The organism is Gryllotalpicola protaetiae, assembly GCF_003627055.1.
Classification (GTDB): Bacteria; Actinomycetota; Actinomycetes; order Actinomycetales; family Microbacteriaceae; genus Gryllotalpicola; species Gryllotalpicola protaetiae.
In genome coordinates this window covers 620667-633548 of the sequence record NZ_CP032624.1, presented here as the reverse complement: position 1 = coordinate 633548, position 12882 = coordinate 620667, and the positions used below count along the sequence as shown (strand labels likewise).

13 protein-coding genes and 1 tRNA gene are annotated in these 12882 nt (G+C 70.1%); 13 read left to right on the top strand and 1 reads right to left on the bottom strand.

Translation table 11 applies throughout. From position 1 onward, the window contains the following. Window positions 1-38 precede the first annotated feature (38 nt). The 3 genes from D7I44_RS03185 to D7I44_RS03175 all read left to right on the top strand — a co-directional run bounded on the left by D7I44_RS03185 (window position 39) and on the right by D7I44_RS03175 (window position 2638). The gene (locus D7I44_RS03185) at window positions 39-1559 is read left to right on the top strand and encodes an NAD(P)/FAD-dependent oxidoreductase (RefSeq protein ID WP_120788158.1); all 1521 of its coding nucleotides are present in this window, start codon (window positions 39-41) and stop codon (window positions 1557-1559) included. A gap of 73 nt (window positions 1560-1632) precedes the next feature. Beyond that, a tRNA-Leu gene (locus D7I44_RS03180) sits at window positions 1633-1706 on the top strand. A gap of 209 nt (window positions 1707-1915) precedes the next feature. Continuing rightward, window positions 1916-2638, top strand: coding sequence for an SDR family oxidoreductase (locus tag D7I44_RS03175; protein WP_120788157.1), 723 nt, complete (start codon window positions 1916-1918; stop codon window positions 2636-2638). On the opposite strand, the gene D7I44_RS18710 is transcribed toward D7I44_RS03175, so the two are convergent. After that, window positions 2587-2745: a hypothetical protein gene (locus D7I44_RS18710; RefSeq protein ID WP_162940027.1), complete on the bottom strand. Its 159-nt coding sequence runs from the start codon at window positions 2743-2745 to the stop codon at window positions 2587-2589. The genes D7I44_RS03175 and D7I44_RS18710 overlap by 52 nt on opposite strands. Before the next feature lie 90 nt (window positions 2746-2835). Here D7I44_RS18710 and D7I44_RS03165 point away from each other — a divergent pair, with 90 nt between their 5' ends. The 10 genes from D7I44_RS03165 to D7I44_RS03120 all read left to right on the top strand — a co-directional run bounded on the left by D7I44_RS03165 (window position 2836) and on the right by D7I44_RS03120 (window position 12875). Continuing rightward, complete coding sequence (locus D7I44_RS03165; protein WP_162940026.1) at window positions 2836-3741, top strand: LysR family transcriptional regulator; 906 nt, start codon at window positions 2836-2838, stop codon at window positions 3739-3741. A 123-nt stretch (window positions 3742-3864) separates the two neighbouring features. Then, the gene (locus tag D7I44_RS03160; RefSeq protein WP_120788154.1) at window positions 3865-4521 is read left to right on the top strand and encodes an alpha/beta hydrolase; all 657 of its coding nucleotides are present in this window, start codon (window positions 3865-3867) and stop codon (window positions 4519-4521) included. Between the two features lie 102 nt (window positions 4522-4623). Further along, window positions 4624-5241 (top strand): TetR/AcrR family transcriptional regulator, encoded by a 618-nt coding sequence (locus tag D7I44_RS03155; RefSeq protein ID WP_162940025.1) that lies wholly within the window; start codon window positions 4624-4626, stop codon window positions 5239-5241. Next, window positions 5238-6494 carry an MFS transporter gene (locus tag D7I44_RS03150; protein WP_120788152.1) on the top strand — a complete coding sequence of 419 codons (1257 nt, stop codon included), beginning with the start codon at window positions 5238-5240 and terminating at the stop codon, window positions 6492-6494. Before D7I44_RS03155 ends, D7I44_RS03150 begins: the two co-directional genes overlap by 4 nt. Next, window positions 6491-7741: an amino acid deaminase/aldolase gene (locus D7I44_RS03145; RefSeq protein ID WP_120788151.1), complete on the top strand. Its 1251-nt coding sequence runs from the start codon at window positions 6491-6493 to the stop codon at window positions 7739-7741. Before D7I44_RS03150 ends, D7I44_RS03145 begins: the two co-directional genes overlap by 4 nt. Before the next feature lie 11 nt (window positions 7742-7752). After that, complete coding sequence (locus tag D7I44_RS03140; RefSeq protein WP_120788150.1) at window positions 7753-9117, top strand: D-arabinono-1,4-lactone oxidase; 1365 nt, start codon at window positions 7753-7755, stop codon at window positions 9115-9117. 71 nt (window positions 9118-9188) lie between these two features. After that, window positions 9189-9518, top strand: coding sequence for a YciI family protein (locus D7I44_RS03135; protein WP_120788149.1), 330 nt, complete (start codon window positions 9189-9191; stop codon window positions 9516-9518). Between the two features lie 59 nt (window positions 9519-9577). Next, complete coding sequence (locus D7I44_RS03130; protein WP_120788148.1) at window positions 9578-10831, top strand: GAF domain-containing protein; 1254 nt, start codon at window positions 9578-9580, stop codon at window positions 10829-10831. 74 nt (window positions 10832-10905) lie between these two features. After that, entirely contained in the window at window positions 10906-12489 is a 1584-nt protein-coding gene (gene exaC / locus D7I44_RS03125) for an acetaldehyde dehydrogenase ExaC (RefSeq protein ID WP_120788147.1), read from the top strand. Beyond that, complete coding sequence (locus tag D7I44_RS03120) at window positions 12489-12875, top strand: DUF779 domain-containing protein (protein WP_120788146.1); 387 nt, start codon at window positions 12489-12491, stop codon at window positions 12873-12875. Before exaC ends, D7I44_RS03120 begins: the two co-directional genes overlap by 1 nt. Window positions 12876-12882: the final 7 nt, after the last annotated feature.

Here is a 12882-nt window from a genome sequence, read left to right as displayed (position 1 = left end):
CTAGAGACACACTTTTTCCTCCGAGGAGTCGCTGAACTGTGCCCAAGATCTTGATTGTCGGCGGTGGCTACGCCGGTTTCTATACCGCGTGGAAGCTCGAGAAGTCGCTTCGCAAGGGTGAGGCAGAGGTCACTCTGATCGACCCGCTGCCCTACATGACCTACCAGCCGTTCCTCCCCGAGGTCGCAGCGGGCGCCATCGACCCGCGCTACGCGACGGTGGTCCACCGCCGCCACCTCAAGACCACCAAGCTCATCTCCGGCCGCGCGACCTTCATCAACAACGCCGAGAAGAAGGTCACCGTCACCCCGCTCGTGGGCGAGCCCTTCGACGTCGAATACGACCAGGTGGTCGTGACCGCCGGTGCCGTCAGCCGCACCTTCCCGATCCCCGGCGTCGCCGATCTCGCCTATGGCATGAAGAACATCGAAGAGGCCGTCGCCGTGCGCGACCGCCTCATCACGAACTTCGACAAGGCGGCCGGCCTGCCCAAGGGCGACCCGCTGCGTGAGCGTCTGCTGACCGTCACGGTCGTCGGCGGCGGCTTCGCCGGCATCGAGGCGTACGGCGAGCTGCGCTCGGCCGCATCCGCTCTGCTGCAGACCTACCCCGAGATCGACTTCGACGAGACCAAGTTCCACCTCGTCGAGGCCATGGGACGCATCATGCCCGAGGTGTCGCTCGAGACGAGCCACTGGGTCGTCAACCGCCTCGCCGAGCGCGGCGCGCCGATCCACCTCGACACGCAGCTGAAGAGCGCGGAGGGCGGCAAGATCGAGCTGTCGAACGGCGACACCTACGAGAGCGATCTCATCGTCTGGACCGCCGGTGTCATGGCGACCCCGACGGTCACCCGCAACACCGACCTGCCGATCGAGGCTCGCGGTCGCGTCACGACCAACGCGTCGCTGCGCGTCATCGACGCCGACGGCGAGGTCATCGAAGGCGCGTGGTCCGCCGGTGACGTCGCGGCCGTCCCCGACCTGACCGGCAAGGGCGTCGGCGGCTTCTGTGTGCCGAACGCGCAGCACGCTGTGCGCCAGGCGAAGCGCCTTGCCAAGAACCTCATCGCGGTGCTGCGCGGCGAGGACCCGGTCGACTACATCCACAAGAGCCTGGGCGCCGTGGCCAGCATCGGCCTCTACGACGGCGTGTTCCAGTCGGGCAACCTGGCGTTCAAGGGCTTCATCGCCTGGCTGATGCACCGTGGTTACCACGGCCTCGCGATGCCCTCGTGGGAGCGCAAGTGGCGCGTCATCTTCGGTTGGCTCGGCAATTTCTTCCTGGGCCGCGACTTCGCCACCATCTCGGCCGTGCAGACGCCGCGCGCGAACTTCGAGGAGTTCGCGTCGCGCCCCCGGCCCGCCGCGCCCGAGGTTGCCGCCGCTCCGGCGGTCGCCCCTGCGCCGGCCGTTCCTGCGGCTGCCGCTGCGGCTCCGACGCCCGAGGTCGTCGAGGCCGCGCCGGCGCCGAAGCGCGCCCCGCGCAAGACCGCGGCGCAGCGCGCGGCAGAGGCCGATGCCAAGGCGCCCGAGGGTGCCGAGACGCCTGCAGAGTAGGCATCCGCCCAGCCGTTGAAATCGGGTCTGTCCTCAGTGGGCAGGCCCGATTTCACATCTACGCTGAGCACGCGCCCCCGTAGCCCAATTGGCAGAGGCAGGGAACTTAAAATTCTCACAGTGCCGGTTCGAACCCGGCCGGGGGCACGACGTAGCGGGCGATCCATTGATGATCGGATCAATGACGGAGCTTCCAGCGCCTAGGTGTGATGTCCGGGGAGGTTCGGCCCGCAGAAGCCCCGGCGATGCCTCGCGGGTATCACCCGGACGTCGAAGGTAGTAGTCACGCGGAGCACCGAGCCGGACTCTGGTCTTAGCGGTCCACGAATGACCGCACCGGAATCCAGGAGGATCAGATGTCACTAGGCACCGCCCACAAGGTCGTCGTGATCGGCGGCACGAGCGGTCTTGGGCTTGCGACCGCGCAGGCCATCGCTGAGAAGGGGGCGACGGTCGTTGTCGCGTCCCGCAACCCCATCACCGTCGAGTCTGCGCTGCGCGCGCTGCCGCCGACGGCCATCGGGCGGACTGTGGACGCGTCGGACACGGCCGCCGTGGGCGCATTTCTCGACGAGGTTGGGCCGTTCGACCACCTCGTCTACACCGCGGGGGAGAACTTCGCTGCCACCACCCTCGACGACTACACGGCCGAGGGTGGGACCCGCTTCCTCGGCCTGCGGCTGGTGCACATGCTCGACGTCGTACGCCAGGCCGTGCCGCACCTGCGTGAGGACGGCTCGGTCACCCTCACCGCAGGCACCGCAGCGTTCAAGGGCGGTTCCGGCTGGTTCCTCGGCGCCGCCGTGTCGGGGGCCGTGATCTCGGCGGCCAAGTCTCTCGCCGTGGAGCTGGCTCCGCTGCGCGTGAACGTCGTGGCCCCCGGGGTGGTGCGCAGCCCGCTGTGGGCCGGGATGCCCGACAGCGACCGCGAGCTCATGTACGAGACGAGCGGCAGGGCGCTGCCGCTCGGTCGTGTGGGCGAACCGGAGGACATCGCGCGCGAGTACGTCCACCTCATCGAGCAGGACTACGCCACCGGCGTGGTCAGCGTCGTCGACGGCGGCACCGTCCTCGTCTGAGCCGATATCGACCGCCGCGAGGCGTCCCGACCGTCACGGCTCGGGACGCCTCGCGGTCGTGCAGGACGCCCCTCAAGGATCATGATGGTCATCACGACGGCGAACACGCCGTCCGTGAAGAAATCGAGACGGCAGGGGTGACTACGCCCGGCCGCGGTGACATGTCCACAAATGACCTAGTCGCGCGAGGGAGCAGTATGGACGTCGACCTGCGCAAATTGCGCTATTTCGTCGCCGTGGCACAGGCCTCCTCCATGCGCGCCGCCGCCGAACAGCTCTTCATCGCCCAGCCGGTGCTCACGCGTCAACTGCGGGCGCTGGAGCAAGAACTTGGCGTGCGGCTGCTCGACCGGTCCCACCTGGGCACGACGCTCACGCCCGCGGGCGAGCAGGTGTTCGAGGACGCGCTGCCGCTGCTGCGCGCGGCTGACGCCCTGGCGCGTCGTGCCGCACGAACGGACACCGACCGGCGGCTGTTCACCATCGCTTTCATGCCCGGTCTTGTGGTCACAGCGATGGCCGTCCGCTTCTCCGACGTCCATCCAGCATGGGACACCGACGTCGTGCGTACATCGTTCACCGATCAGGTCACGGTGCTGCACGACGGCACAGCCGACGTCGGATTCGTGCGTTACCCCTTCGACGAGACCGGTCTCGCTGTGACCCCGCTGGCCGAGGAACCGCGGATGGTCGCGCTACGGCGCGACCATCCGCTCGCGAGCCTCGACCGGATCGACGTGCGCGACCTGGAGGACGAGCCGCTGCTTGACTCGCCTGATCTCGTGCCCGACTGGGCCGGCGACTTCCTGCCCACCGGGCGCCCAGGGGTGACGACGCGGTCCATGGAGGAGAAACTTGAGCACGTCGTCGCCCGGCGTGGCATCGCGATCGTGGGCACCTCCATCGCGGGCCTCTACCCCCGGCCCGAGGTCGTGTACCGCAACCTCGATGGCGTGCTCGCCGCGCGAGTGGGCCTGGCCTCGGCGATACACCGAACAGCGCCCGAGATCGCGGACTTCCGCCGGATCGCGCTCGACCTCGCGGTCCCGACGCTCGGCGAGAGCTTCCGAGCCTGGCGTGGGGGCGCACCAGGGGTCCGATGACCTGGCCGGCGTTCCCCGATACCTGAGGGGTATCGGGACGCACGTGAAGGTAGTGGCGCGTGGGTGGGGCTCAATCCGACGATTGAGACGCCCCACCCACCGAACGTCCTACGGAGGATCACCATGCCCGCTATCGATCCCCAGCACGTCCTCTGGTCGCATCCCGCAGACGAGCGCGCGGGCCGGCCGCTCCTGGTGCTCATGCACGGCTGGAGCTACGACGAGCATCACCTGTTCGCGCTCCGGACCCGGCTCCCTGATGACCTCGTGGTCGCGTCGGTCCGCTCCAACCTGCCCGAGGCCGGCGGTTTCGCCTGGTTCCCCAGCCGAGGCAACCCCATCGGCGACCCGCAGCCAGCCATTGCCAACCATGCAGCGGCCTCCGTTGTGGACTGGCTGACCTCGCTCCCCAGGGCGGCCACGGTCGGAGTAGGCGGCTTCTCCCAGGGCGGCGCCATGGCACTGCAGGTCATGCGGCTCGCTCCTGACATCGTCGACTACGCCGTGAATCTGGCCGGCTTCGTCGTCGACGACGTCCAGCCGGGCGACGCTGTCCTGGCATCCCGTCCGCGCCCGGTCTTCTGGGGACATGGGGCGCACGACGGGGTCATTCCGCCGTCCGCGGTCGCTCGCACCGAACGCTGGACCTCCACGCACGCGGACGCTCAGGTGCGTGTCTACGCAGGCCTCGGCCACGATGTCGCCGGACGCGAGGTTGACGACCTCGCGGTCTTCGTCGAGGCGCACTATCGCCCGGCCCCCGAGTCCGTACGACGCTGAACCGCACCGACCGATACAGCGCGGTGCAGCATCCGCGTTGCAACCGCGCTAGGGTTCCTCCAACTGGGACAATCGTCCCAGTTGCATGCGAGGGGGCACCCTGTGGCTCACATCCCGGCCAATGAACGTCGCGAGGCGCTCATCGAGGCTGCACTGCGCGTCGTGGCGCGCGACGGAATCGCGGGCGCCACCACGCGCGCGATCGTCGCGGAGGCCGACATGCCCCTCGCGAGCTTCCACTACGTCTTCGACTCGCACGACGAGCTCATGGCCGAGCTCGTGCAGCGGGCGGTGAATGAGGAATACCGCGCGATCGCGCCGCTGCTCGGTTCAGATATCACGGATGCCTCACTGGGCGACCTCGTCGAAGCAGGCCTCACCCGCTACCTCGACTCGGTGAAGGCTGAGCCCGAGCGCGAACGCGCCATGCTCGAGCTCACGCAGTACGCGCTGCGTGACGAGCGCACGGCGCACCTCGCCCGGCTGCAGTACGAGCGCTACACCGAGCTCGTGCAGATGGCGCTCGAGGCGGCGGCCGGCCGCACCGGGTGGCGCTGGAACGTTCCCGTTGTCGAGGTGGCCCGCATGGTGGTCGCGCTGGCCGACGGCATCACGATCTCGTGGCTCGTGCGGCATGACGACGGCGAGGCGCTCGCGCTCGCGCGCTCCGGCGCGCGGGCCGTCGAGGCGCACGCGAGTGCACCGGAGCGCAGCGCATGAGCGCCACCGCCACGACCGCTCGCACCGAGCCGCTGACTCCGGTCACCGGCCGCTGGATCGCACTGTTCGCCGCGGCCTGGCTCGGGGTCTGGATGGCGCAGCTCACCCCGATCCAGCTGCTGCTTCCCGCGCAGATCCAGACCGAGCTGCGCACCGCGTACTGGGTCGACAACGTGCTCTGGTTCGGCGTCGTCTCCGGCATCGCCGGCCTGTGCGCGATCGTCGCCTACCCGCTCACCGGCGCGCTGAGCGACCGTACAGCGAGCCGCTTCGGCCGCCGCAGGCCCTGGGTCGCGGGCGGCGCGCTGCTGTTCGCGGCCGCGCTGTTCGCGCTCGGCCTGCAGACCACCATGACGGGCATCGCCGTCTTCTGGGCGCTCAGCCTCACGGGCTTCTGCGTGCTCACCGCCGCGCTCACCGCGATGATCTCCGACCAGGTGCCCGTCGGCCAGCGCGGCTACGTCTCCGGCTGGATGAGCGCGCCGCAGGCCATCGGCATCATCCTCGGCCTCGCGCTCGTCACGATCCTGGGCCTCGGCACGCTCGGCGGCTACGGGCTCGCAGCCGCAGCCCTCATCGTCCTCGTCGCGCCCTTCCTGCTCGTCGTGCCGGACCCGCGACACCGCGCCCGCGGCCTGCCACCGCTCACGCCGAGGCGCATCGTCGCCGAGCTCTGGATCTCGCCGAAGGCCCACCCCGATTTCGGCTGGACCCTGCTGTCGCGCGTGCTCGTGAACCTCGGCAACGCCCTCGGCACGGGCCTCCTGCTCTACTTCCTCGAATTCGGCCTGCACGACCGGAACGCCGAGAACGACCTGATCCCGCTGGTGTTCGTCTACATGGTATTCGTGATCGCGGCATCCCTCGCCCTCGGCCGCGTCAGCGACCGCCTCGAACGCCGCAAGCTGTTCGTGTTCGTCGCGAGCGTCGTGCAGGCGGTCGCAGCGCTGCTGCTCGCCGCCTTCCCGTCGATGCCGACGGCGTACGTCGGCGGCGCGCTGCTCGGCATCGGCTACGGCTGCTTCCTCGCCGTCGACCAGGCGCTCGCCACGCAGGTGCTGCCCGACCCCGAGACCCGCGGCAAGGACCTCGGCATCATGAACATCGCCTGGGCCATCCCGCAGGCGTTCGGCCCCCTGCTCGGCGGCATCGTCGTGTTCTGGCTGGGCGGGTTCACCGGATTGTTCGTCCTCGCGGGCCTCGCGGCCCTCGGCGGGGCGTTCGCCGTCGCACGCGTGAGGAGCGTCGCATGATCGATCTTTCGCTTCCGCCCGTCGCGCAGCCCTGGGTTTCGGCCGCGGGCTACTGGCAGAGCATGACGGATGCCACGCGCGAGCTCGACCCGCCCTACGGCGTCATCCACCTCGGCGCCCTCGCCCACAACGCGCACGACATGCTGCGGCGCGCGGGTGGGAAGCCCATCCGGCTCGCGTCGAAGTCGGTGCGAGTGCGTGAGGTGCTCGACGCGGTGCTCGCGCTGCCCGGCTATGCGGGTGTGCTCGCGTACACCTTGAGCGAGGCGCTGTGGCTCGCGGCGGATGCCTCACCCGATCGCCCCGGCATCGCGGACGTCGTCGTCGGCTACCCCACGGCGGAACGCGCCGCGATCAGGCGGCTGGCCGCCTCGCCCGAGCTTGCCGCGCGGGTGACGCTGATGGTCGACTCGGTCGCGCAGCTCGACCTCGTCGACGCGGTCGTTCCGCCTGGCGCCCGGGAGACCGTCCGCGTCGCGATCGAGCTCGACGCGTCGTGGAACGGGCCAGCCGGGCACATCGGCGTATGGCGCTCGCCTGTGCACACGGCCGCGGCTGCGCGGTCGCTCGCCGAGCACATCGCGCGGCGGCCGGGCTTCGCTCTCGTCGGCATGATGTCGTACGAGGCGCAGATCGCCGGCCAGGGCGACGACCCGGCCGGGCGCGCGGCGTTCGCGCAGACCGTGCGCTGGATGCAGCGCCGCTCGAAGGCCGAGCTGCTCGAGAGGCGAGCCGCAGCGGTGGCATCCGTTCGCGAGGTCGCGCAGCTCGAATTCGTCAACGGCGGCGGCACGGGCTCGCTCGAATTCACCTCGGCGGACCCGTCGTGCACCGACATCGCCGCGGGTAGCGGGCTGTTCGGCGGCCACCTGTTCGACAACTATCGTGGCTTCACTCCGGCCCCCGCGACGGCGTTCGCGCTCTCGGTCGTGCGCCGCCCCAAGCGCGACACGGCGACAGTGCTCGGCGGGGGCTGGATCGCCTCCGGCCCACCGGGGAACGACCGGATGCCGCGGCCCGTGTGGCCAGAGCACCTCGAGTTCGCCGCGCGCGAGATGGCGGGCGAGGTGCAGACGCCGCTGTCGGGGGCTGCCGCCGAGGCGCTGCGACCGGGTGACCGCGTCTGGTTCCGCCACACCAAGTCGGGCGAGCTGTCGGAGCACGTCAACGAGTTCGCGCTCGTGGGGGAGCACGGCGTCGTCGGAACCACGCCGACGTACCGTGGTGAGGGAAAGGCCTTCCTGTGACGGGGAGTCCGATGGTTGAGGAGCCGCGCAGCGGAGTCCGGAAACCATCGAGGCCGAACTCGCTGCGCGCGGTGGAATGGCGCAACTGGTCGCGCACCGAATCGGTCCACCCGATCCGGGTCGAGACGCCCGATTCCCCCGAAGCCGTCCAGCGCGCCGTGCAGGCCGCCGCGCACCAGGGCCTCACGATCAAGGCGATCGGCGCCGGCCACTCGTTCACCGGCATCGCCGTCGCGGAAGGCGTGCAGCTGCTGCCCGACCGGCTCCAGGGGGTGGTGGCCGTCGACGAGGCGTCCGCTCGCGTCACCCTCGCCGCGGGCACCCGGCTGTGGCAGCTGCCCAGGCTCCTCACGCCGTACGGGCTCGCCCTGCAGAACATGGGCGACATCGACCGCCAGTCGATCGCCGGCGCGACGAGCACGGGAACGCACGGCACCGGCGGCTCGTTCGGCGGCCTCGCCACCCAGATCACGGCCGTCACGCTCGTCACCGGAACCGGCGAGCTGCTGCGCGTCTCGGAGACCGAGAACGCCGAGCTGCTGCCCGCGGCGCGCCTCGGGCTCGGAGCGCTCGGCATCGTCGTCGACGTCACGATCCAGTGCGTGCCGGCGTTCGCATTGCACGCGGTCGAGCGGCCAGAGCCGCTGCCTGAGGTGCTCGACGACTACCTCGAGCGCTCGGCGCGCGAGGACCACTTCGAGTTCTACTGGTTCCCGCACACGCAGGTGGCGCTCACGAAGACGAACACGCGGCTGCCGGGGGACGCGCCCAGGCATCCGCTCGGCCTGCTCGACCGTGTCGTCGGCGACGAGCTGCTCTCGAACGACCTGTACCGCGGGCTGTGCGCGCTCGCCACGATCACGCCCGCGATGATCCCGGGCGTCAACCGGCTCGCGACGCGGCTCACGGGCGACCGCGAGTTCACGGATGCCTCGCCGAAGGTGTTCGTCACGAACCGGTCCGTGCGGTTCCGCGAAACCGAGTACGCCCTGCCGCGGGCGGCCGTGCCCGAGGCGCTGCGCGAACTCGACCGGCTCATCGAGCGGCGCGGCTGGCGCATCTCCTTCCCCGTCGAGGTGCGCTCGGCTGCGGCCGACGACAACTGGCTGTCGACCGCCTACGGGCGCGAGACGGGCTACATCGCCGTGCACCGCTATTACCGCGAGACCCGCCCTGATCAGCTCGAATACTTCGCCGCGGCCGAGAAGATCATGGTCGAGGCCGGCGGACGCCCGCACTGGGGCAAGCTGCACACGCGCGATGCCGGTTTCTTCGCGCAGGCGTACCCGCGCTTCGACGACTTCCTCGCGGCACGCGATCGCCTCGACCCCGGTCGGGTGTTCCGCAATCCGTATCTCGATCGCGTTCTTGGATAGGCAGAGCGGGCTGAAGTGTCGAGAACGGATGCCGCGGCTCCGACCACCTCTCGAGCGAAAGGACCGCGACCATGGCTGAATTCCTGATCCTGATCTACGGCGACGACGAGAAATGGGGGCAGCGCACCGAGGAGGAGCGCGGGCGGGTGGATGCGGCACACCGTGCGTTCCACGCGGGCGGCTCCATCGCCTCGGGTGAGCTCGACGCACCGGCGAAGACGAAGACGATCCGCGGCACCCACGTCACCGACGGCCCGTTCGCCGAGTTCAAAGAGGTGCTCGGCGGCTTCTACGTGATCGAGGCGGTCGACCTCGACGAGGCGGTCGCGCGGGCGTCCGCCCTCTACGAGACCAACGAGCCGCACGCCTATCTCGAGGTTCGTCCGCTCGTCCAGCACTAGACCGGCGGGCGCATCCGCGGCGTAGCATGGCGCGCACAACGGGCGATCAATGAAGATCGGTGGACCAGGTGCGCGATGACGGTGACGCGGGGGAGTGGCTCGCCCTGCCGGGGCGCAGCCGTCCGCGCGGCGTCGTGCTCGATTCGTGGCGGCGGGCGCGCGAGCGCCGGCTCGACCCCGAGCGGGTGCTGCCGGCGCTCGAACTCGACGCGGAGCTCGACGACTACCGCAACGGGCACCGCCTGGCGTCGGTGATGCCGCTGATCCGGCGGCTGCTGGTGCGCGATGTCGACGGCGAGGGCCTGCTCGTGGCCGTCGGCGACGAGCTCGGGCGCCTGCTCTGGGTCGAGGGCGACCAGGCGGCGCGCCAGCGGGCGGAGCGGATGCTTTTCGTGGCAGGCGCCAACTGGGCGGAGGACAGGGTCGGCACCTCGGCCCCCGGCACCGCGTTGGCGCTCGACCACGGAATCCAGATCCACGACACCGACCACTTCGACACCGTCGTGCACGGCTGGAGCTGCACGGCGGTGCCGATCCACGACCCCGAGACGCGCCGCATTCTCGGCGTCATCGACATCACGGGCGACGCGCGCGCGATCGCGCCATTCACCCTCCCGCTGCTCGAGGCGACGGCCGCCGCGGCCGAGTCCCAGCTGCTCGCTGAGAGGCTCGCCGAGCGGATGCGGCCCCGGCCGGCTCCGAGGCGCCCCGCGCCCGCCGCAGCATCCGCTGTGCCCGTTCTCCACCTGCTCGGCCGCGACACCGGCGAACTGGACGCCGGCGGCCGCATCACATCCCTTAGTGCCCGTCACGCGACGATCCTCGCCCTGCTGAGCTGGCACAGGCAGGGGCTGTCGTCCGAGGCGCTGCGCGAGCTCGCCTACCCGCAGGAGGCGGCCGAGGTCACCCTGCGCGCCGAACTCGTCCGGTTGCGCCGCGTGCTGGCATCCGCCCTGCCCGGCGTCACGATCGACACGCACCCCTACCGCCTGTCCCGCGCGCTCGAGCTCGACGCGCACCAGGTGCTGACCCTGCTCGAGCGCGGGGCCCACCGGGTCGCGCTCGCCGCCTATGCGGGCCCGCTGCTGCCCGGCAGCACGGCACCCGGCATCGCAGAGATCCGAGAGACACTGCGTCAGCGACTGCGGGACGCGCTGCTGACGGATGCCTCGGCCGACGTGCTCGTGCAGTACGCGGCGACGCCCGACGGCTCGGTCGACGCCGCCGTGCTGCGCGAGGCCCTTCGACAGCTGCCGCCGCACTCGCCGAAGCGGGCCGCGATCGTCGAGCGGCTCGAGGCGCTGGAGCGCTGACCGGCGCAACGCGTTGCAACCCCCGGATTCCTAGGCTGGCCGCGTCAGACAGAGCCGTCAGACAAGGAGAAGAGATGACCATCCTCGACAAGCCGGTGCAGGCCGAGACGTCCGAAGCGACTTCCGCGCCGACATCTGCCGTCTATGCCGCGCCGGGCACCGCCGGGGCGCGCGTGAACTTCCAGCCCCGCTACGACAACTTCATCGGCGGGAAGTACGTGCCGCCGGCCTCAGGCGAGTACTTCGACAACCCGAGCCCGGTCACAGGCAAACCGTTCACCGAGGTCGCCCGGGGCACGGCCCCCGATGTGGACGCCGCGGTGGACGCCGCGTGGAAGGCCTTCGCCACCTGGAAGAACACCAGCGTCACCGAGCGCGCGGTGCTGCTCAACCGCATCGCCGACCGCATGGAGGAGAACCTCGAATTGCTCGCCGTCGCCGAGACGTGGGACAACGGCAAGCCGATCCGCGAGTCGCTCGCCGCCGACCTGCCGCTCGCGATCGACCACTTCCGCTACTTCGCCGGCGCGATCCGCGCGCAGGAGGGCGGCATCTCCGAGCTCGACCACGACACGGTCGCCTATCACTTCCACGAGCCGCTCGGCGTGGTCGGCCAGATCATCCCGTGGAACTTCCCGCTGCTGATGGCGACGTGGAAGCTCGCGCCGGCGCTCGCCGCAGGCAACTGCGTGGTGCTGAAGCCTGCGGAGCAGACCCCGGCGTCGATCCACGTGTGGCTCGACCTCGTGAAGGACCTCATCCCCGACGGCGTGCTCAACATCGTCAACGGCTTCGGCTTCGAGGCGGGGGCGCCGCTCGCGCAGCACCCGCGCATCCGCAAGATCGCCTTCACGGGCGAGACCACGACGGGCCGGCTCATCATGCAGTACGCGAGCCAGAACCTGATCCCGGTCACGCTCGAGCTCGGCGGCAAGAGCCCGAACCTGTTCTTCGAGGACGTGGCGGCCGCGAAGGACTCGTTCTACGACAAGGCGCTCGAGGGCTTCACCATGTTCGCGCTCAACCAGGGCGAGGTGTGCACCTGCCCGTCGCGGGCGCTCGTGCAGGCATCCGTCTACGACGCCTTCGTCGGTGACGGGCTCGACCGGGTGCGCAAGATCAAGCAGGGCAACCCGCTCGACCCGGCGACGATGATCGGCGCGCAGGCGTCGAACGACCAGCTTGAGAAGATCCTGAGCTACATGGACATCGGCAGACAGGAGGGCGCGAAGGTGCTGCTCGGCGGCGAGCGCGCCGAGCTCGGCGGCGACCTCGCCGAGGGCTACTACGTGCAGCCCACGGTCTTCGAGGGCCGCAACTCGATGCGCATCTTCCAGGAGGAGATCTTCGGACCGGTGCTGGCGCTCACCTCGTTCAGTGACTTCGACGACGCCATCTCGATCGCGAACGACACGCTCTACGGCCTCGGCGCCGGCGTGTGGGCGCGCGACGGGGCGCTGCAGTACCGCGCGGGCCGCGCCATCGAGGCGGGCCGCGTGTGGACGAACACCTACCACCAGTACCCCGCGCATGCCGCGTTCGGCGGCTACAAGCAGTCCGGCGTCGGGCGCGAGAACCACAAGATGATGCTCGACCACTACCAGCAGACCAAGAACCTGCTGGTGTCTTACGCCGAAGGGCCGATGGGTTTCTTCTAGTGGATGCCGCCACGCTGTCGCGTGTGGACGTGACGGATGCCGCAGCTGAGCTGCTGCGGCATCTCGCCGCGTCTCATGGGCCGCTCATGTTCCACCAGTCGGGCGGATGCTGCGACGGGTCGTCGCCGATGTGCTTCCCGGTCGGCATGTTTATCACGGGGCCGTCAGACGAGTTCCTCGGCACGTTGAACGTCGCGGGCATCGAACCGGTTCCGGTGTACATGTCGAAGTCTCAGTTCGAGTACTGGAAGTACACCCACCTGACCATCGACGTCGTCGACGGGCGCGGCAGCGGCTTCTCGGTCGAGGCGCCGGAGGGCAAGCGGTTCCTGATCCGCTCGCGGATGCTCACCGACCAGGAACTGGAGGCTTTCGGCCTGAGCTGACCGCGAG